The sequence below is a fragment of the Actinomadura sp. DC4 genome (assembly GCF_030406325.1).
Classification (GTDB): Bacteria; Actinomycetota; Actinomycetes; order Streptosporangiales; family Streptosporangiaceae; genus Actinoallomurus.
Genome location: NZ_JAUEQY010000004.1, coordinates 286,538 through 306,675, shown reverse-complemented (window position 1 = coordinate 306,675; position 20,138 = coordinate 286,538). Strand labels below are relative to the sequence as shown.

General features: G+C 71.4%; 18 protein-coding genes. 6 read left to right on the top strand and 12 right to left on the bottom strand.

Annotated features, from left to right (window positions below; translation table 11 throughout):
- Positions 1 to 4 precede the first annotated feature (4 nt).
- Positions 5 to 460, bottom strand: coding sequence for an Lrp/AsnC family transcriptional regulator (locus tag QWU11_RS08715; RefSeq protein ID WP_290104541.1), 456 nt, complete (start codon positions 458 to 460; stop codon positions 5 to 7).
- Positions 461 to 575: 115 nt separating this feature from the next.
- Here QWU11_RS08715 and ddaH point away from each other — a divergent pair, with 115 nt between their 5' ends.
- The 4 genes from ddaH to QWU11_RS08695 all read left to right on the top strand — a co-directional run bounded on the left by ddaH (position 576) and on the right by QWU11_RS08695 (position 5,014).
- Entirely contained in the window at positions 576 to 1,421 is an 846-nt protein-coding gene (ddaH, locus tag QWU11_RS08710; protein ID WP_290104540.1) for a dimethylargininase, read from the top strand.
- Positions 1,422 to 1,437: 16 nt separating this feature from the next.
- Complete coding sequence (gene rocD / locus QWU11_RS08705) at positions 1,438 to 2,679, top strand: ornithine--oxo-acid transaminase (RefSeq protein ID WP_290104539.1); 1,242 nt, start codon at positions 1,438 to 1,440, stop codon at positions 2,677 to 2,679.
- A 134-nt stretch (positions 2,680 to 2,813) separates the two neighbouring features.
- On the top strand, positions 2,814 to 3,404 hold the full coding sequence (locus QWU11_RS08700) for a PadR family transcriptional regulator (protein ID WP_290104538.1): 591 nt from the start codon (positions 2,814 to 2,816) through the stop codon (positions 3,402 to 3,404).
- Positions 3,401 to 5,014 (top strand): DHA2 family efflux MFS transporter permease subunit, encoded by a 1,614-nt coding sequence (locus tag QWU11_RS08695; protein WP_290104537.1) that lies wholly within the window; start codon positions 3,401 to 3,403, stop codon positions 5,012 to 5,014. Before QWU11_RS08700 ends, QWU11_RS08695 begins: the two co-directional genes overlap by 4 nt.
- A gap of 4 nt (positions 5,015 to 5,018) precedes the next feature.
- Here the strand turns inward: QWU11_RS08695 and QWU11_RS08690 are convergent, their stop codons facing one another.
- The 4 genes from QWU11_RS08690 to QWU11_RS08675 all read right to left on the bottom strand — a co-directional run bounded on the left by QWU11_RS08690 (position 5,019) and on the right by QWU11_RS08675 (position 8,351).
- Complete coding sequence (locus QWU11_RS08690; protein ID WP_290104536.1) at positions 5,019 to 5,519, bottom strand: flavin reductase family protein; 501 nt, start codon at positions 5,517 to 5,519, stop codon at positions 5,019 to 5,021.
- Positions 5,520 to 5,592: 73 nt separating this feature from the next.
- On the bottom strand, positions 5,593 to 6,039 hold the full coding sequence (locus QWU11_RS08685) for a DUF6113 family protein (RefSeq protein WP_290104535.1): 447 nt from the start codon (positions 6,037 to 6,039) through the stop codon (positions 5,593 to 5,595).
- A 6-nt stretch (positions 6,040 to 6,045) separates the two neighbouring features.
- Positions 6,046 to 6,894 (bottom strand): N-acetyl-1-D-myo-inositol-2-amino-2-deoxy-alpha-D-glucopyranoside deacetylase, encoded by an 849-nt coding sequence (mshB, locus tag QWU11_RS08680; protein WP_290104534.1) that lies wholly within the window; start codon positions 6,892 to 6,894, stop codon positions 6,046 to 6,048.
- An 11-nt stretch (positions 6,895 to 6,905) separates the two neighbouring features.
- Positions 6,906 to 8,351, bottom strand: a complete 1,446-nt coding sequence (locus QWU11_RS08675) for a serine/threonine protein kinase (RefSeq protein WP_290104533.1) — start codon at positions 8,349 to 8,351, stop codon at positions 6,906 to 6,908.
- 111 nt (positions 8,352 to 8,462) lie between these two features.
- On the opposite strand from QWU11_RS08675, the gene QWU11_RS08670 reads away from it, so the two are divergent.
- Positions 8,463 to 10,544, top strand: coding sequence for a S9 family peptidase (locus tag QWU11_RS08670; protein WP_290104532.1), 2,082 nt, complete (start codon positions 8,463 to 8,465; stop codon positions 10,542 to 10,544).
- A gap of 15 nt (positions 10,545 to 10,559) precedes the next feature.
- Positions 10,560 to 11,126, top strand: coding sequence for a hypothetical protein (locus QWU11_RS08665; RefSeq protein WP_290104531.1), 567 nt, complete (start codon positions 10,560 to 10,562; stop codon positions 11,124 to 11,126).
- Here QWU11_RS08665 and QWU11_RS08660 read toward each other — a convergent pair.
- The 7 genes from QWU11_RS08660 to QWU11_RS08630 all read right to left on the bottom strand — a co-directional run bounded on the left by QWU11_RS08660 (position 11,107) and on the right by QWU11_RS08630 (position 20,126).
- Complete coding sequence (locus QWU11_RS08660; RefSeq protein WP_290104530.1) at positions 11,107 to 12,924, bottom strand: ABC transporter ATP-binding protein; 1,818 nt, start codon at positions 12,922 to 12,924, stop codon at positions 11,107 to 11,109. The two genes, QWU11_RS08665 and QWU11_RS08660, sit on opposite strands and share 20 nt — an antisense overlap.
- Complete coding sequence (locus tag QWU11_RS08655) at positions 12,921 to 14,603, bottom strand: ABC transporter ATP-binding protein (RefSeq protein ID WP_290104529.1); 1,683 nt, start codon at positions 14,601 to 14,603, stop codon at positions 12,921 to 12,923. The genes QWU11_RS08660 and QWU11_RS08655 overlap by 4 nt, the downstream gene beginning before the upstream one ends.
- A gap of 76 nt (positions 14,604 to 14,679) precedes the next feature.
- Positions 14,680 to 15,669: a dipeptide ABC transporter ATP-binding protein gene (locus QWU11_RS08650; RefSeq protein ID WP_290104528.1), complete on the bottom strand. Its 990-nt coding sequence runs from the start codon at positions 15,667 to 15,669 to the stop codon at positions 14,680 to 14,682.
- Complete coding sequence (locus tag QWU11_RS08645) at positions 15,659 to 16,684, bottom strand: ABC transporter ATP-binding protein (RefSeq protein WP_290104527.1); 1,026 nt, start codon at positions 16,682 to 16,684, stop codon at positions 15,659 to 15,661. Before QWU11_RS08645 ends, QWU11_RS08650 begins: the two co-directional genes overlap by 11 nt.
- An 8-nt stretch (positions 16,685 to 16,692) precedes the next feature.
- Positions 16,693 to 17,619 carry an ABC transporter permease gene (locus tag QWU11_RS08640; protein ID WP_290104526.1) on the bottom strand — a complete coding sequence of 309 codons (927 nt, stop codon included), beginning with the start codon at positions 17,617 to 17,619 and terminating at the stop codon, positions 16,693 to 16,695.
- Entirely contained in the window at positions 17,612 to 18,538 is a 927-nt protein-coding gene (locus QWU11_RS08635) for an ABC transporter permease (protein ID WP_290104525.1), read from the bottom strand. Before QWU11_RS08635 ends, QWU11_RS08640 begins: the two co-directional genes overlap by 8 nt.
- Before the next feature lies 1 nt (position 18,539).
- Positions 18,540 to 20,126, bottom strand: coding sequence for an ABC transporter substrate-binding protein (locus tag QWU11_RS08630; protein WP_290104524.1), 1,587 nt, complete (start codon positions 20,124 to 20,126; stop codon positions 18,540 to 18,542).
- Between the last annotated feature and the right edge of the window lie 12 nt (positions 20,127 to 20,138).

Genomic DNA, 20,138 nt, shown 5'->3' with positions numbered 1-20,138 from the left:
CTAGTCAGGCGTCCGGGCCGTCGGTCGGGCGGCCCAGGAGCCGGGACAAGACGATCGAGGTCTTCGTCTGCACGATGTTCGGTTCGTTGCGCAGCCGCTCCAGCGCCTCCTCCAGGCCCTTGATGTCGTGCGCCCGCAGGTGGACCAGGGCGTTGGCCTCCCCCGTCACGGTGTACGCGGCCACGACCTCCGGATGCCGCCGGATGCTCGCGTAGATCTCGTCCGGAGACGTACGGCCGGTGCAGAACAGCTCCACGAACGCCTCCGTGGTCCACCCCAGCGCCGCCGGGTCGACCACGGCCGCGTACCCGGTGATCACGCCGTCCTGGCGCATGCGGTCGACGCGCCGTTTGACCGCCGGGGCCGAAAGCCCGATCTGCCCGCCGATCTGCGAGAACGACAAACGGGCGTCTTCGAGGAGGCACGCAACGATTCGCCGATCCAGATCGTCAAGACGCAACGATTAGCCCCTCTCGCGTCCAAAAACATCATTGGTTCGCCGCCTGTGCCGACTCTACGCTTCACGTGGTGCCTCAACGAACCCCAACAGGCACGACGCATTGCCAGGAGAGTCAATGACGATGCAGACCCTTGCCCGCGACACCGCGGGCATCGCGTCAGGCCGGCCGGCACGCACCTACCTCATGTGCCCGCCGACCCATTTCGACGTCGCATACGCGATCAACACGTGGATGGACCCGGCCACGCCGGTGGACCGCGACCGCGCCATGGCCGAGTGGGAGCGGCTGCGCGCGACGTACGTCGCACTCGGCCACACCGTCCACCTGCTGGAGCCGAGAGCCGACCTGCCCGACATGGTCTTCGCCGCCAACGGCGCGACCGTGGTGGGCGGCATGGTGATGGGCGCCCGCTTCCGGCACCCCGAGCGCGCGCGGGAGACCGACGCCCACCGCGACTGGTTCGAGGACCACGGCTACCGCCGTTACACGGCCCCGACCCACGTCAACGAGGGCGAGGGCGACTATGTCTACGCCTACCGGGCGATCGTGGCCGGGCACGGGTTCCGTACCGACCCGAGAGCCCACAACGAGCTCCACGACGCCTTCGGCCTGCCCGTGGTCAGCGTCGCGCTGGTCGACCCGCGCTTCTACCACCTCGACACCGCGCTGTGCGTGATCGACTCCTTCACCGCGGCCTACTATCCGGGCGCCTTCGACGAGGACGGGCTCCTCAAACTCAAGACGCTGTTCCCCGAGCTGATCGAGGCCACCGAGCGGGACGCGCTCGCCTTCGGCCTCAACGCGGTCAGCGACGGGCGCCACGTGGTCATCCCGCACGACGCGACGGATCTTCGGGACAGGCTCACGGAGCGTGGCTACGACGTCATGCCGGTCGAGATGACCGAGCTTCGCAAGGCGGGCGGCGGCCCCAAGTGCTGCACCCTTGAACTCAGGCCGTAAATACCCTCTAACCTGGATGAACGGACACTCGCGGAGACCCCGCGAGTCGACGAAGGAGCCGCCGTTGAACACAAACGATCTCCGCGCGTTGTCGGAGCTGCACAGTGCCCACAACTACCATCCGTTGCCGATCGTCATCGCCGAGGCCGAAGGCGCCTGGGTGACCGACGTCGAAGGCCGCCGTTACCTCGACATGCTCGCCGCCTACTCCGCGGTCAACTTCGGGCACCGGAACCCGCGGCTGATCGAGGCGGCGAGGCGCCAGCTCGACCGGGTCACCCTGGTCAGCCGGGCGTTCGACCACGACCAGTTCGGGCCGTTCGTCGCCGAGCTGGCCGACCTCGCCGGCAAGGACATGGTCCTGCCGATGAACAGCGGCGCCGAGGCCGTCGAGACGGCGCTCAAGACCGCGCGCAAGTGGGGTTACGAGGTCAAGGGCGTGCCCGCCGACGAGGCGAACATCGTCACCTTCGAGGGCAACTTCCACGGCCGTACGACGACGATCGTCAGCTTCTCCACCGACCCGGACGCCCGTAACTCCTACGGGCCGTTCACGCCGGGCTTCCGCACCGTCCCGTACGGCGACGTGGAGGCGCTGCGCGCGGCCGTGGACGCGAACACGGTGGGCGTGCTGGTCGAGCCGATCCAGGGCGAGGCGGGCGTCAACGTGCCCCCGAGCGGGTTCCTCACGGCCGTGCGCGAGATCTGCACCGAGGCGGGCGCGCTGATGCTCGCCGACGAGATCCAGTCCGGGCTCGGCCGTACGGGCACGACGTTCGCGGTCGAGCACGAGAACGTCGTCCCGGACGTCTACATCCTGGGCAAGGCGCTCGGCGGCGGCATCATGCCGATCTCCGCCGTCGTCGCGGACCAGGAGGTCCTCGGCGTCTTCAAGCCGGGCCAGCACGGCTCGACGTTCGGCGGCAACCCGCTAGCGTGCGCGATCGCGCGTGAGGTCATCGCGATCCTCAAGACCGGGGAGTTCCAGGAACGGTCCCGTACGCTCGGCGCCCATCTGCACGCACGTCTCGGCGCGCTGCCGGCCGAGAAGGTCCGCGAGGTGCGCGGGCGCGGCCTGTGGGCCGGGGTCGAGCTCAACGGCAAGGCGCGGCCGGTCAGCGAGAAGCTGATGGACCGCGGCGTGCTCGCCAAGGAGACCCACGAGACGACGCTCCGGCTCGCGCCGCCGCTCGTGATCGACAAGTCCGACCTCGACGACGCGGTCGACCACCTCGAGGCGGTCCTCGCCGAGCTCTGAGAAAAGCACGCGGAAGGCCCGGACCCCACCGGTCCGGGCCTTCTTCGGCCGCGCGATCAATCGGATTGCGAGTGTCCGGCCCGGAGGCTTATAGTCCACGTGGACTATTGAGCACCGACTAGAGAACACCGCCTATGTCACGACCACTCACCCCGCTGCAGATGGCGGTGCTGCGCCTGCTCTCCGACGAGCAGATGCACCCGTACGAAATGCAGCAGCGGATCCGCGAGTTCGCCATCGACGAGGTCGTGAAGGTCACCCACGGATCGCTCTACCACGCGGTCGCCCGGCTCACCGAGCAGGGACTGATCGAGCCGGTGGAGACCAGCCGCGAGGGGCGACGGCCCGAACGCACCGTCTACGCGATCACCGAGACCGGCCGGGACGAGGCGCTCTCGCGGCTCCGGGAGTTCCTGATGCGCCCGATCCAGGAGTACCCCTGCTTCGGCATGGCGCTGTCCTTCGTCGCGATGCTGCCCCCGGCGGAGGCCGCGTCGCTGCTCGACCGGCGCACCGTCGCCCTGGAGGCGAAGCTGGCCGCGCACGACACGGTCGTGGAGAGCCTGATCAAGCAGGGACTCCCGCGGGTGCAGGTCATCGAGGTGGAATTCCTGAACTCCCGCCTGCGTTCGGAGCTGGATTTCGTGCGAGCGCTGAGCGAGGACATCAAAGACCGCCGGCTCGACTGGCGGCCGCCTTACGGCGGAGACGGGGAGAAGCAATGAGAAAGTGGCACGGCAATCAGTGGGCGATCCTGCTCACGCTCAGCCTCGGGTTCTTCATGACCCTGCTGGATCTGACCATCGTCAACATCGCGATGCCCAGCATGATCGACCAACTGCACGCGTCGCTGGACGAGATCCTCTGGGTGATCAACGCCTATGTGCTCATCCTCGCCGTGCTCCTCATCACCGCCGGCCGCCTCGGTGACGTACGCGGCCAGCGCAACATCTTCATCTTCGGCGTCGCCGCCTTCACGGTCGCGAGCCTGTTGTGCGGCATCTCACAGAACGCCGCCGAGCTCATCGCGGCGCGGTGCGTCCAGGGCCTGGGCGCGGCGATGCTGATGCCGCAGACCATGGCGATCATCGTGGCGACGTTCCCGCCGCAGCGGCGCGGAACGGCGCTCGGCATCTGGGGCGCGGTCGCCGGCGTGGCCACGATCGCCGGGCCGACGCTCGGCGGCTTCCTCGTCAGCACCTTCGACTGGCGATGGATCTTCTTCGTCAACCTGCCGATCGGCGTGATCGTCCTCGTCGCGGCTGTCACCGTCATCCCGTCCGTGAAGCAGGAGCGGCAGCACCGGCTCGACCTGGGCGGGGTGCTCATCGCCACCGCCGCGCTGTTCTGCCTCAGCTTCGCGCTCACCGAGGGCCAGCGGTACGAGTGGAACGCCTGGATCTGGGCCCTGGGCGCCGCGTCGATCGTCCTCCTCGTGATCTTCCTGTTCCAGCAGCGCACCCAGCAGGGCAACGAGCCGCTCGTGCCCTTCTCCCTCTTCCGCGACCGCAACTACACGATCCTCAACTTCATCGCCGCCGCCGTCTCGGTCGGCATGATCGGCATGTTCCTGCCGCTGACCATCTACCTGCAGTCGGTCCTTGGATACAGCGCGCTCAAGGCCGGTCTGGTGATGGCGCCGATGTCGGTGATCTCGATGTTCGTCGCCCCGGTCGCGGGCCGGCTCTCCGACCGGATCGGCGGCAAGTTCATCCTGATGGGCGGCCTGACGCTGTACGCGATCGGCATGGCCTGGATCGTCCTGATCGCCGAGCCGACGACCGACTGGCCCGCCTTCTGGCCGGCCCTCATCGTGGCCGGCGTCGGCGTCGGCTGCGTGTTCGCGCCGATGGCCACGGAGGCGATGCGCGGCATCGAGCCGCGGATGGCCGGGGCCGCCTCCGGCGTCTACAACACGATCCGCCAGATCGGCTCGGTCGTCGGCAGCGCCGCGATGGGCGCCATCCTGCAGAATCAGCTCGCGAGCTCCCTCCGGCACGAGGCGACCGTACGGTCCGGGGCGCTCCCGGCCCAGGCCCGTGCGCCGTTCATCGCGGGCTTCAAGAACGCCGGCAAGAGCGGCATCGAGGTCGGCGCCGGGCAGAGCGGCGCTCCCCGCAACGTGCCGGGGAACCTGCCGGAGTCCGCCGCCGCCCAGATCGCCAAGGCGGGCAAGGCGGTGTTCGACCACGGTTTCGTCACCGCGATGAAGCCGACCATGGCCCTGCCGATCGTGGTCGTCGTGGTGGCCGCTCTGTCGTGCCTGGTGATGAAGAAGTACGTACGGGCCGGCGAGCCGCGGCCCGCCGAGACGGTCGAGGCGACCGCCGGCTGACACCTCAGCGCGGATGGACCCGGTGGTAGCTCCCGTCGTAGTACAACAGGGGGCTGCCATCGGGGTCCGGGCTGCTGACGCCGAGCACCTCGCCGACGACGATGCTGTGGTCCCCGCCGTCGTGGACCGCGTGCGTACGGCACTCGAGGGCCGCGATGGCCTCGTCGAGGATGGGCGCTCCGGTGCGGGGGCCCGGGTGGGACGGCCGGCCGTTCAGCCGGCCGTCGATCTCCCGCCCGCGCGTCGCGAACCACCGTGAGGTCTCCTCGGCTTCCTCGCCGAGCACCGAGACGGCCCAGGCGCCGGCGCCGGTCACGACGTCATGGAAGCGCGCGATCTTCTCGGGGCAGAAGAGCACGAGGAGCGGGTCCAGCGAGACGGACGTGAAGGCGTTGACCGTCATCGCGTGGGCGGTGCCGTCCAGGACGGCCGTCACGACGGTGATGCCGGTGGCGAATCGCCCGGCCACGCGACGGTATTCGCCGGGGTCGACGCCCGCGGACATCGGATCGTCCCCCTCAGACCGCCTCGAAGCGCCCGGCGAAGGGCCTGTCACCCGGATGTTACCGGCCGGTCGGTTATCGGGCCTCCGGTGCCCTCGGCGCGCCGCTGAGCATCCACGGGCGGGCGGATCGGGTCCAGCCGATCGCGACCAGGGCGGCGGCCGCCCCGCCGAACATGTAGACATAGCCCGCCGCCGTACCGGTGACGACGAGATCGCCCTCGGGCCGCCGGCTCGACAGCACGACCAAGATGATCATCCACAGCAGGGCCGGGACGACCGCGCCGAGCTTGCTCTCCATCGCCCAGCCGGCCGCGCGGAAGGCGGCGAGGTTGACCGCCGACAGCAGGATCGCCGCCACCGGGACGTCGCCGAAGCCCCACGAGAACTCGAACGACCCGATCACGCCCAGCACGACGCCCAGCACGGCGAGCACCCCGTAGGCGAGGCCGATCAGGAAGGCCGGCTCCGGGGTGGGCTCGGGCGGGGGCTGGGGAGGGTACGGGCCCGTCGTCTGTTCCACAGCCGGTCAGGCTACCGGGTGGAAGAGACCGGTCTCGCGTCCGTCATCCCCCGGTACGCCGGGCTCTCCCGCCAGGAGCGTGTAGTACTCGGCGTCGAAGATCGGCAGTCCCACGTCGTTGGAGAGCGCGTAGTAGGGCGGCGCCATGGTGATCTGGGTGGCGTGCGAGCGCATCGCGGCCACCTTCGCCGGGAGGTAGGGCGCGATGTCGATGCGGGTGGTGACCTGCTCGTCCGGCACCCCGAAGCCGTACTCCCGTACCGACCGCACCCGCTCGAACGGGCCGCGGCCCACCTCCGCCGCCAGCGTGGACAGCGGGATCGCGGTGGCGTAGAGCCGCGACGGGGCCCACGGCTCGCCCTCGCCGTAGGAGGGGTCGGCGGACCGGTCGAAGGCGCGCCGGGCCACCCGGTGGGCCTGGATGTGGTCGGGGTGGCCGTAGAAGCCGTTGTCGTCGTAGGTCACGATGACCTGCGGGCGCACCTCGCGGACGATCCGCACCAGCTCGGCGGTCGCCTCGTCGAGGTCGGCCCGCCAGAAGCAGCGCGGGTCGTTGTTGGCGGGCTCGCCCATCATCCCGGAGTCGCGCCAGCGCCCCGCGCCGCCGAGATAGCGCTGGTCCGCCACGCCCAGGGCGGCGCAGGCCCGCGCCAGCTCGCCGGTGCGGTGCTCGCCCAGCGCGTCTCCGGTCAGGTGCTGAAGATCCGGCGGGATCACCTCACCCTCCTCGCCGCGGGTGCACGTCACCAGGCAGACGTACGCGCCCTCGGCCGCGTACTTGGCCATCGTGGCGCCGGTCTCGATCGACTCGTCGTCCGGATGCGCGTGCACGAGCAGCATTCGCAGGTCAGGCATTCATCTCCCTGTCAGGTCGCGTGCGCGGCCGGCTGAGTCCTGCCATCGCCGCCATCGCCACTGCCCGGGTTGACGCTGGCTCCGCCGTCGCCGGGCTCGGAGGTGTCGCCGTCGTCCGGCGGCGTCGTCTCATCATCCGGTTCGGAGGTGTGCCCCGTCGGGTGGGTGGCCGGCGGCGACGTCGAGGGCTCCGGCTCGTCGCTCTCCGGCGGGGCCGAGCCGCCCTGCTGACGATGGGTCGGCGAGAGCGGCTGGTTGGGCTCGACGGAGGTCGCGGGCGCGCTGGAGGGGCCGGGCGTCTGCACGGTGCCCCCGGGCTTATGGCCGCTGCCGCTCGACGCGGCCCAGACGACCATCGCGATCACCCCGACCGCGACCACCAGCCCGGCCAGGGCCGCCACGGCCGCGCGGGTCGACAGCGTACGGCCGGATCCGCCGATGCCCGGCTGGGTCGCGACCGGCGGCAGCGTCGGCGAGGTCGGCGGGACGTAGGAGACCGGCGCGGTCGGCGGGACCACAGACGACGCCGAGGACGCCGAGGACGCCGAGGACGCCGAGGACGCCGCCGCCGCCGTGCCGGCGAACGCCGCGCCCTGATCCATGATCGCGGTCTGCGGGTCGGCGCTCGCCGGCCCGGCGGGCGTGAGGCCCTCCTCGCCGAGCAGGCGCATCAGGAGCGCCTGGGTCTGCGGGCGCTGCGCCGGCTCCTTGGCCAGGCAGTCGGCGACGATGCCGCGCAGCGGCTCCTCGATCGGGCCGAGGTCCGGCGGCTCGTTCATGATCCGGTGGATCACCGCCATGACGGTGTCCTGCCCGAACGGCGACTGACCGGTGGCCGCGTAGACCATCGTCGAGGCCCAGGAGAAGATGTCCGCCGCGGGCGTCAGCTCCTTGGCGGTGAGCTGCTCGGGCGACATGTAGGCGGGCGTCCCGATGGCCGAGTTGGTCATCGTGGCGGCGGCGTCGAGCGCCCGCGCGATGCCGAAGTCGATCACGCGCGGGCCGTCCGGGCCGATCAGGACGTTCTGCGGCTTGAAGTCGCGGTGCACGATGCCCGCCTGGTGGATGGCGACCAGCGCCGTCACCGTGCCGATGGCCAGCCGCTCCAGGTCGGCGCCGGACCGCGGTGACTCGGACGAGACGAGCTGGGCCAGCGACGGGCCGGGGACGTATTCGCTCACGATGTAGGGCCGGTCGCCGTCGACGTCGGCGTCGAGCACCTGCGCCGTGCAGAAGCGCGCGACCCGCTTGACCGCCTCGAGCTCGCGCAGGAAGCGGCTCCGCGCGGTGTCGTCGTCGGCGAGGTCGGCCCGGAGCAGCTTGACCGCGACCTGGTCCCCCGACTCGGACTCGCCGAGGTAGACGACCCCCTGGCCGCCTTCTCCCAGTCGTGCGATCAAGGTGTACGAGCCCAGCCGAGCCGGGTCGCCCGGCTTCAGCGGACGGCCGTCCGGCATCAATGCTCCTGTGGGGGAAGTCGTCGGTTCACTGCAACTGCAACCGTAGCCGTTCGATCCAAGCGGCGGCCGTCTACACGGCGGCCGTGTCCGGCTGGCAGGATCGGAGGCATGGCGATCAGTTTCCCACGGCAGAGCGCTCTAACCCGGCGATTCACCCTCGGCGCTCCACGCGGTTTCCTCGTGTCGTCCGACGGCGCCCGGGTCGTCTTCCTGCGGTCACGACACGGCACCGATCCGGTCACGTGCCTGTGGACGCTCGACGTCGGCGACGGCTCGACCGGCGAGGAACGTCTCGTCGTCGACCCGCGCACCCTCGACGTACCGGGCGAGGAGGACCTGCCGGCCGAGGAGAGGGCCCGGCGGGAGCGCGCCCGCGAGCAGGCCGGCGGCATCACCGCGTACGCCACCGACGCCGAGCAGACGATGGCCGTCTTCGCGCTGTCCGGGCGGCTCTTCGTCACCGACCTCGAGTCCGGCGCACGGGCGCTGGAGGCCGCCACGCCCGTCTTCGGCCCGCGCCCGGACCCTGCGGGACGGCGTGTCGCGTACGTCTCCGGCCGCGCCCTGCGCGTGATCGAGGTGGAGTCCGGCGCGGACCGCGCGCTGGCCGAGCCGGAGGATGACCAGGTCTCCTACGGGCTGGCGGAGTTCGTCGCCGCGGAGGAGATGCAGCGCATGCGGGGCTTCTGGTGGGCCCCGGACGGCGAGGCGGTGATCGCCGCCCGCGTCGACGAGTCCCCGGTACGCCGCTGGCACATCGCCGACCCCGCCAACCCGGAGCGGACGCCGGTGGAGGTCGCCTACCCCGCCGCGGGCACGCCCAACGCCGACGTCTCGCTGGTCGTGCTGCGCCTCGACGGCGGACGGCAGCCGATCGAGTGGGACCGCGAGACCTTCCCGTACCTCGTCGATGTGAGCTGGGGCGCGGGCGGCGTCCTGCTCGTCGTGCAGACCCGCGACCAGAAGATCATGCGGATCCTGTCCGCCGACCCGGCCACCGGGCGTACCGACCTCGTCCGTGAGGACACCGACGACGTCTGGCTCGACATCGTCCCCGGCGTCCCGGCCCGCACCGCGAGCGGCGACCTCGTGTGGGTGTCGGAGGACGACGTGGCGCGGCGGCTGCTCGTCGACGGCGAGCCGGTGACCCCGGGCGGGCTCCAGGTGCGCTCCGTGCTCGACGTGGACGGCGACACGGTCCTGTTCACCGCCTCCGACGAGCCCACCGAGGTCCACGTGTGGGCCTACGACGGCAGCGGCCTCACCCGGCTGAGCGAGGGCAGCGGCGTGTTCGGCGGGCGGCGCAGGGGCGGCACGACCGTGATCACCGGCGGCCGGCTCGACCGGTTCGGCAACCGGACGACGGTCCTGCGGGCCGGCAAGGCCCTCGGAGAGATCGTCTCGCACGCCGAGACGCCCGCCGTCGAGGTGAACGTCAACCTGATCCGGGCCGGCGAGCGGGAGATCCGCACCGCCGTGCTGTTGCCCGCCGGCTACACCGGCGACGAGCCGCTGCCCGTCCTCATGGATCCGTACGGCGGCCCGCACGCGCAGCGCGTGCTCGCCACACGGCGCGCCTTCGCCGAGTCGCAGTGGCTCGCCGACCAGGGTTTCGCCGTCGTCGTCGCCGACGGGCGCGGCACCCCGGCCCGCGGCCCGGCCTGGGAGCGCGCGATCCACCGCGACGTGGTCGGTCCGGTGCTGGAGGACCAGGTGGCCGCCCTGCACGCCGCGGCCGAGCACTTCCCGCTCGACCTGTCGCGCGTGGCGATCCGCGGCTGGTCCTTCGGCGGCTACCTCGCGGCGCTGGCGGTGCTGCGCCGTCCCGACGTGTTCCACGCCGCGGTGGCGGGCGCCCCGGTCACCGACTGGACGCTGTACGACACCCACTACACCGAGCGTTACCTCGGCGACCCGTCCGAGGACCCGGAGCCGTACGACCGGGCGAGCCTGATCCGCGCCGCCGCCGAGGTCGATCCGGGCGCGATGCGGCCGCTGATGGTCATCCACGGGCTGGCCGACGACAACGTCGTGGTGGCGCACACGCTGCGGTTCTCCTCGGCGCTGCTCTCGGCCGGCCTTCCGCACAGCGTGCTGCCGCTGTCGGGCGTCACGCACATCGCGGCGCAGGAGGTCGTCGCGGAGAACCTCATGCTCCTGCAGGTCGACTTCCTCAAGAAGGCCCTTTAGGAGACGCTGCCCGGTATGGGGGATTTCCGGATCGTCGTGGTGTGCACGGCCAACATCTGCCGGTCGCCGATGGCCGAGGCGATGCTCCGGCACGGCCTGCGGGCCGGCGGGGCGGACGGCGTCGTGGTCGAGAGCGCCGGGGTGTACGGGCACGAGGGCAGCCCGATCGCTCCGGGGTCGGCGGCGGCGCTGCGGGCCCTGGGCATCGAGGACGACGGGCACCGCGGGCGGCTGCTGACCCCGGCGATCGTCGCCGCCGCCGACCTCGTCCTCACGATGGAGGAGGGGCACCGCCAGGCGATCCTGACGGGCAGCCCGGAGGCGCGGGACCGGACGTTCGCGCTCCGGGAGTTCGCCCGGTCGGCCGGCGGGGCGGCGGCGCCCTCAGGGGACGCCGCCGCTCGCGCGCGGGCGCTGGTCCGGTCGGCCGCCCGGCGGCGTACGGACCTGCCCTGGGTGGGCGTGGACGACGTCCCGGACCCGTACGGCGGGCCGAGTGAGGGCTACCACGCGTGCGCCGCCCTCATCCTCCGCGAGGTCGGCACCTTGCTGCGCCCGCTGCTCAGCCCGACTCGTTCGTGACCACGCTCTTCTCCGTCGGCCCGCCGTGCCACGACCGCCAGAGCGCGGCGTAGGAGCCGTCCTCGGCGATGAGCTCGTCGTGGCTGCCGAGCTCGGCGATCCGGCCGTTCTCGACCACCGCGACCCGGTCCGCGTCGTGCGCCGTGTGCAGGCGGTGCGCGATCGCCACGACCGTACGGCCTTCGAGAACCGCCGACAGCGTGCGTTCGAGATGCCGCGCCGCCCGCGGGTCGAGCAGCGAGGTCGCCTCGTCCAGCACCAGCGTGTGCGGGTCGGCCAGCACGAGCCGGGCCAGCGCGAGCTGCTGCGCCTGCGCCGGCGACAGCGCCAGGCCGCCGGTGCCGACCTGGGTGTCCAGGCCCTCCGGCAGCTCGAACACCCAGCCGGCCTCGACCGCCGCCAGCGCCGCCTCGACCTCGGCGGGCGGCGCGTCCGGGCTGGCCATCACCAGGTTGTCGCGGACCGTTCCCTTGAACACGTGGTGCTCCTGGGTGACGAGCGCCACATGCCCGCGCAGGTCCTCCAGCGGCAGGTCCGCCACCGGAACGCCGCCGACCGCGAGCGTGCCCGCACGCGGCCGGAGGATCCCGGCGATGAGGCGGCCGAGCGTGGACTTGCCGGCGCCGCTGGGGCCGACCATGGCGAGCCGCTCTCCCTGCCGAAGCCGCAGGTCCACGCCGTGCAGCACGTCGTGGCCCGGCCGGTAGGCGTACCGGACGCCGTCCACCGTGATGCGCTCGTCGGACGGGCGCGCCACCGCGGGCGCCCGGTCCAGACGCGCCTCGGAGACGCCCAGCAGCCGTGCCAGCGACGCTCCGCCGAGCTGGAGCTCATCGATCCACGACAGCAGCCGGTCGAGCGGGTCGATGAGCTGCTGGACGTAGAGCGTCGCGGCGGTGACCTGCGCCAGCGAGGCGAGCCCCCAGGTGTAGAACAGGCCGCCCAGCAGCAGCGTCGCCACCACCGGAAGGACGTAGCCGATCTCGACCATCGGGAACCACAGCGTCCTCAGGCCCAGCGTGTAGCGCTCGGCCGCCCACGCGCCGGAGATGTCGGCGTCCGTCCGCGCGACGCGGCGCTCCTCCAGCCGCAGGGCCTCGATCGTCCGTGCGCCCTCGACCGTCTCGGTGAGCCCGGCCGTGACCGAGCCCCACGCCGCGTTCTCCCACAGGTAGCCGTCGCGGGCCCGCCGGAGGTACCACCGCGTGCCGCTCCACAGCAGCGGCACGCCGATCAGGCAGGGCAGCGCGGTCAGCGGCCCGACGAGCACGAGCGCGCCGATCGCGAAGACGCCGGTCACGACGGCGATCAGCGTCTCAGGCACGGCGTACCGGACGCTGCGCGACAGGATGTCGACGTCGCGCGAGGTCCGGGTGATCAGGTCGCCGGTCCCGGCCCGCTCGACCGTGGACAGCGGCAGCTCCAGCACCCGGTCCACGAACTCCTCGCGCAGCCGGGCGAGGACCTTCTCGCCCAGCCGCGCCGAGGCGTACACGGCGAACCTCAGCAGCACGCCCTGCGCGATCACGAACACCGCGATGGCGAGCGCGATCCGGTCGACCGTCCAGTGGGAGGTCCCCCGGCGCACGTCCTCGACGAGGTCGCCGAGCAGCCACGGCGCGGCCAGCCCGGCGACGGCCGCGAGCGCGTGCAGGCCCAGCGCGAGGCCGAGCTGACGCGGGTAGGCCAGGGTCAGCCGCCGTGCGTACTCCCGCACCTGGGCGGGCGTCGCGATGGGAAGGATCCCCTCGTTCGCCGACGCGGCCTGTTCGGGCGGCGTCTCGCGTGTATCGCTCACGCCTCCTCCTCTCGTGTCACGGTCGCGGCGTAGCGTGGGGCGGTGGCGAGCAGGTCGCGGTGCGAGCCCGCCGCCGTCACCCGCCCCGACTCCACGAACGCCACCTCATCGGCCCAGTCCAGGACCAGCGGGCTGGTCGTGCACACGACCGTCGTACGCCCGCGGCGGAAGCCGGCGAGCCGGCCCGCGATGCGCGCCTCGGTGTGCGCGTCCACTGCCGAGGTCGGCTCGACCAGGATCAGCACCTGCGGGTCGGCGACCAGCGCGCGGGCGAGCTTGAGCCGCTGCTGCTGCCCGCCGGAGAACTCCCGGCCGCCCTCGGCCACCTCGGCGTCCAGGCCCTCCGGCAGCTCCTCGACGATGTCGGTGGCGCACGCCGCGTGCAGCGCCTCGTCCAGCGAGCCGCCCTCGCCGAGCTCCTCGCGCAGCCGCCCGGAGAACAGCCGCGCACCGGGGTCGGAGACCAGGACGGCCTCGCGCATCGCCGGCAGCCGCAGGTCGCGTACGGGCACACCGCCCCAGGTCACCGCGCCGTCGGCGAACCGGCCCAGCCGGTCGGCGATCGCCTGGGCGTCCTCCGGCGAGGCCGCCGCCACGGCGGTGAGGCGTCCCGGGCGCACGGTCAGGCCGGAGGCCTCGTCCACCAGGTCGCCGGCGGCCTCGGTGAGCCGGCCCTCGTCGGGCAGCTCCGGCTCGGTCGCCAGGATCCGGATGACCCGGCGCGCCGCGACGTGCGCCTTGGTGATCTTGTCGGCGGCCTCGGTGAGGGTCCGCATCGGCTCGACCAGGAACACCGAGTAGCCGTAGAAGGACACGAGCTGGCCGATCGTGATCTGGCCGGACAGCGCGAACCGCGCGCCGATCCAGGTGACCAGCGCGACCAGCAGGCCGGGCAGCAGCACCTGGGCGCCCTCCAGGAGGGAGTCGCTACGGGCGACCCGCACCCCGGCGGCGCGCACCGCCTGCGACTCCTCGCGGTAGCGGCCGGCGAACACCTGCTCGCCGCCGATGCCGCGCAGCACGCGCAGCCCGGACACGATGTCGGTGGACCGCGTGGTCAGCTCGCCCTGCAGGTCGCGCTGGTGCTTCTGGCTCCGGTGCAGCGGCCGCAGCATCGGCGCCACGATGGCCGCCATCAGCGGCACGCCGACCAGGACGACCAGGCCGAGCGGCACCGAGGTGAACAGCAGGATCGCGCCGACCAGGATGATCGCCACGACCGCGCCGGCGCCCCGCGCCGTGATGTCCATCGCGTTGCCGATCTGGGACACGTCCGCGATGCCCACGCTGACGACCTCTCCGGTCGCGAGGCGTTTGGGCAGCGTCGCGCCCAGGTGCGCCGCGTGGCGGGTCGTCACCTGGACGGTGCGGAAGGCCGCGCCCAGCCAGTTGGCGACCGCGAACCGGTGCCGCATCACGCCGGCGACCGCCTGCACCGCGCCGAGCCCCAGCAGCACGCCGGACCAGAGGAGCAGCGCGTCGGTGTTCCTCACCGTGATGCCCGCGTCGATGGCGCGGCCGATCGTGGCCGGCATCAGGGCCTGGGTGACCATCCAGAGCACGCCCCACGCGGCGCCGCCGGCCATGCCGGCGGCCTGGACACGGGCCACCCACAGCAGGAAACGCGTCGGCGAGCGGCGATCGGGCGTGCCAGGGTCGGGTACGGGAAGCGAGCGCATGAGGATCCCCTGGACCGGGAAGAAGTGGACCTCCCGACGTTACCCATGCGCTTTGATCAGCCGCGAACCCTTTTTCTCAGGAGCGATCCGACTCGCCGGCGAAGTGGCACGCGCTCGGGTGCGCCGAGCGGCCGGGCCGGGCCTCCAGCGCGGGCTCCTCGGTGGCGCAGATCTCCTCGGCCTTCCAGCAGCGCGTACGGAACCGGCACCCGGACGGCGGGTTCGTCGGGCTCGGCACGTCGCCCTCCAGGACGATCTGCCCGGTGCGCTTGGTCGGGTCCGGCACCGGGACCGCGGACAGCAGCGCCTGCGTGTACGGGTGCGTGGGGTGGTCGTAGATCTGCTCCTCGTCGCCGGTCTCGACGATCTTGCCGAGGTACATCACCGCGACGCGGTCGGAGATGTGGCGTACGACGGCGAGGTCGTGGGCGATGAAGACGTAGGACAGCCCGAACTCCCGCTGCAGGTCGGCGAGGAGGTTCATGACCTGGGCCTGGACCGAGACGTCGAGCGCGGAGACCGGCTCGTCGCAGATGATCACGTCCGGCCGGAGCGCGAGGGCGCGCGCGATGCCGATCCGCTGCCGCTGGCCGCCGGAGAACTGGTGCGGGTAGCGGTTCACGTGGTCCGGGTCGAGCCCGACGATCTCCAGCAGCTCCCGTACGCGCTTGCGGCGTCCGCCCTCGGGGTCGCCGTGCACCGCGAACGGCTCACCGACGATGTCGCCGACGGTCATCCGCGGGTTGAGCGAGGTGTACGGGTCCTGCATGACGAGCTGCATCCGGCGGCGCAGCGCGCGCAGCTCCGGCCGCGATAGGGCGAACACGTCGCGGTCCTCGAAGCGCACGCTGCCGGAGGTCGGCCGCTCGGCGCCCATGAGGATCCGGGCGAGGGTGCTCTTGCCGCAGCCGGACTCCCCGACCAGGCCGAGCGTCTCCCCCTTGCGCAGCTCGAAGGACACTCCGTCGACCGCCTTGACCTGCCCGATCTCGTGCCGGAACAGCACGCCCTGGGTCAGCGGGAAGTGCTTGGTCACATCCCGTACGGAGAGGATCTCATCGGCCACCGGAGACCTCCTCGGCGTAGTGGCACGCGCTCCGGTGCCCGGTCGAGGGTGCCTCGGACCGGGCTCCGGACCGGTCGGAGGCACCCTCGACGGCCCGTAGCTCGGGAACCTCTGTCGAACACCGGTCCCTGGCACGGGGGCAGCGGGGATGGAAGGGACATCCTGCGGGGATGGCGGCGAGGTTCGGCGGCGCGCCCTTGATCGGGGTCAGCTCCCGTCCGCGTACGTCGATGCGCGGCACCGAGAGGAGCAGCCCCTCGGCGTAGGGGTGCGCGGGCCGCGCGTACAGGTCCTCGACCGCGGCCTCCTCCACGACGCGTCCGGCGTACATCAGCGCGATGCGGTCGGCCACGTCGGCCACCACGCCGAGGTCGTGGGTGATCAGGATGAGGCCCATCGCCATCTCGGCCTGCAGCTCCGCCAGGAGCTTCATGATCTGCGCCTGCACGGTGATGTCGAGCGCCGTGGTGGGCTCGTCGGCGATCAGCACGTCGGGTTCGAGCGCCAGCGCCATGGCGATCATCACGCGCTGCCGCATGCCGCCGGAGAACTGGTGCGGGAAGTCGTTCACCCGCTCGGCCGCCGACGGGATCCGCACGCGGTCCATCAGCTCGACCGACCGCGCGCGTGCCTCGCGGCGCGACGCCCCGCGGTGCACGATGAGCATCTCGGCGATCTGGTCGCCGACCCGGTGGACCGGGTTCAGCGAGGACAGCGCGTCCTGGAAGATCATCGCGATCTTCGCGCCGCGGTAGGTCCGCCGCTTCTTCTCGGGCAGGCCGAGCAGCTCGGTGCCGCGGAAGCGCACCGAGCCGCCCGCGATCCGCGCCGGCGGCATGTCGAGGATGCCCATGACGGCCTGCGCGGCCACGCTCTTGCCGGACCCGGACTCACCGAGGATGGCGAGCGTCTCGCCCTCCTCCAGCGTGTACGACAGCCCGTTCACGGCCTTGACCGCCGACCCGCGCGCGCGAAACTCCACGTGCAGGTCCTCGACCTCGAGCAGAGGGCTCATCTCTTCGCTCACCTGAGCTTGGGGTCGAGGGCGTCGCGTACGGCGTCGCCGAGCAGCAGGAAGCTCAGCACCGTCGCGGTCAGGAACACGGCCGGATAGATCAGCAGGTAGGGGTAGTCGGTGAAGATCTCCTGCGCCTGGCTGAGCTGCAGCCCCCACGAGACCGTGGGGTACTGAAGGCCGACGCCGAGATAGTCGAGCGTCGCCTCGTACCCGATCACCACGCCGACGTTGAGCATCGCGTAGACGAACACCGGCGCGACCGCGTTCGGCAGGATATGGCGGACCACGATCCGCAGGTCGCGGGCGCCGAGCAGGCGCGCCGCCTGGACGTAGTCGGCGTCGCGTACGGACAGCACCTGGCCGCGCATGAGCCGGGTCATCGTCGGCCACCACAGCAGGCCGAGCACGAACGACTCGGTGAACACCCCGTGCGAGGGGAACGCGGTCAAGATGACGAGCGCGCCGAGCAGCAGCGGCAGGCCGAAGAAGACGTCGGTGAGGCGCGAGAGGAACGCGTCCAGCAGCCGCCCGTAGTAACCCGACAGCGAGCCGAGCGTGATGGCGAGGACCAGCGCGATGCCGGTCACCAGGAAGCCGACGATGATCGGCGCGCGGGTGCCGTGCACGATCTGCGCCCAGTAGTCGCAGCCGTGGGTGTCGGTGCCGAACGGGTGGTCGCCGCCCGCGAACGGGTTCCACGACTTCGGCCGCAGCTTGGCCTGCCGTACGTCGCAGCCGCCGTTCGGGCCGACGCTCGTGAACAGCGACGGGAAGGCCGCGAGCAGCCCCATGAACGCCAGGATCACCACCGCGACCCAGAACGTCACGCGGCGGCACAGGTCGCGCCACGCGTCGCCCCAGAGCGAGGCGGACCCGCCGCTGACCACCGCCCCGGTCTGCGCCGTCGCCGCGACCTCGGTCGTCTCACTCATAGCGAATCCTGGGGTCGAGGACGCCGTACAGGATGTCCACCACGAGGTTGGCGAACAGGTAGACGAGCACGAGCAGCGTCGCGATGCCCACCACCGTGGGGCCGTCCTTGATCTGGATGGCGGTGAAAATCTGCCCGCCGATGCCGGGCAGGTTGAAGATGCCCTCGATCACGATCGCCCCGGCCATCAGCGAGCCGAGGTCGACGCCCAGGTAGGTGATCACCGGGATGAGGGAGTTGCGCAGCGTGTGCCGTACGAGCACGCGCCGTCGAGGCAGGCCCTTGGCCACCGCCGTGCGCACGTAGTCCGCGCGGAAGTTCTCCACGAGGCTCGTACGGGTCAGCCGCGCGATGTAGGCCAGGCTCGCCGAGCCCAGCACGATGCCGGGCAGCAGATAGCTGTACGGCCAGCCGTCGTCGATGCCGGCCGTCGGGAACCATCCGAGCTTCAGCCCGAAGATCAGCTGCGCGCAGTAGGCCAGGACGAAGGTCGGCACCGCGATGACGAGCGTCGTGCCGCTCAGCACCAGCGTGTCGACGACGCCGCCCTTGCGGCGGCCCGCCCAGACGCCGAGCGTGATGCCGGCGACCAGTTCGAAGACCCACGCGGTGATGGCGAGCCGCGCCGTGACCGACCAGTCCGTCTTCATCACGTCCGCGACGGACTGGCCGTTGAGCGTCTCCCCGAAGTCGCCGTGCACCAGGCCCCAGAGGTAGTGGCCGTACTGCACGATGAGCGGCTCGTCGAGGTGGTAGTGGTGTCGCAGCGACGCGTACACGGCCGGCGGCATCGGCTTGTCGCCGCCCAGGGCCCGGATCGGGTCCCCGGGCAGCGCGAACACCGCGAGGTAGATCAGGAGCGTCGTCCCGATCAGAACCGGCACCATCTGCAGCAGGCGCCGTACGACATAGCGCCACACGCTATTTGACCGTCACCTGGTCGAGGTGGACGAGCGTGGTCACGTACGGGTCGGCGTGCACGCCGCCGATGTGACTGGAGTAGCCGGCCTGGTCCTGCCAGTTCCACAGCGGGGTGGTCGGCATGTCCTTCAGCACGAGGTTCTCGGCCTGCTGGTAGTACTGCTGGGCTTCCTGCGGGGTCTTGGCGGCGTTGGCCTTCATGATGAGAGCCTCGCACGCCGTGCCGTCGTACCCGCTGCGGCTGGGCTTGCTGCACCGCGGCGTCAGGTAGTCCTCCGGGCTCGGGTAGTCCATCGTCCAGTTGCTGCGGTACGGCCCGGTGCCCTTGTGGTCGATCAGCTTGCCGATGTAGTCCGAGGCCTGGACCTTGTCGAACGTGATGTTCGCGATGCCGAGGTTCTGCTTGAGCTGGTTGGCGACGTCGGTCATCCACTGCTCGTACGTCGGGTCGGCGTTGGAGAACATCAGGTGCATCGTGCCCTTGAAGCCGCCGGCCTGGTCGAACAGCTGCTTGGCGGCCTGCGGGTTGTAGGTGCACGCCTCGCCGCACGCGGTGGCGCGGTAGCCGGGCACGATCGGCGCGAGCAGCGAGCCGGTCGGCTTGAAGGTCCCGTTGTAGACCGCGTTCACGATGGCCTGCCGGTCGATCGCCATCGAGATCGCCTTGCGCAGGTCCGGGTTCTGATAAGCCGGGTCGTAGAGCGGGAACTCAAGGAAGTCCATCGTGCCGCTGGGCACGCTCAGGAAGCGCTTGGCGAGCAGGCGCTTGGCCTCGGGCACCTTGGCGGCCGGGATCTGCGTGTCGATGTCGACGTTGCCGGCCCGCAGGTCGGTGTAGGCGGCGTCACGGCTCGCGTAGGTCTTGAACACCACGCCGGCCGACTTGGCCGGGCGGGGACCCTTGTAGCCGGGGTAGGCCTTCGTCTTGATCTGCCGGTTGTGCTCCCACGAGCCGTCCATCATGAACGGCCCGTTGCCGATCGGCTTCTGCTCGTACGCCTTGAGGTCGGTGAACGCGGCCTTGGGCATCGGGGCGGTGCCGATGAACGACAGCACGTACGGGAACTGGCTGAACGGCTGCTTCAGCGTCACCTGCAGGGTCTGCTGGTCGATGACCTTCAGGCCCTTGAGCGTGTGCGTCTTGGGCTTGCCGCTGTCGGGGTTGAGGTCGTCGTAGCCGTCGATCGTGCCGAGGTAGTAGTTGTTGCCCCAGGCGTTCGTCGCGTCGGCCGTGGCGTTCCAGGCGTCGGCGAAGCTCTGCGCGGTGACCGGCTCGCCGTTGTGGAACGTCAGCCCCGGCTTGACCTTGATCGTCCAGACCCGCTGGTCGGCCGACTCCACCGACGCCGCGTCCTGGGGTATCGGCTTGCCGTTCGCGTCGAGCGTCATCAGCGTGTCGAAGAGGGCGTTCTCGACGTTGAGACCATACGCGTCGTTCGTGTTGCCCGGGATCAGATGTTCCGGCTCGATGTTCGCGAACGTGAAGGTCTTCGTCTTGCTGTCGGATCCGCCACCGCCACCACATGCCGAGACCGACGCCGCCATCGTGACGGCGACGACGCCGGCGAGCATCCCCTTGACCTTCATCAAGCCTCCATA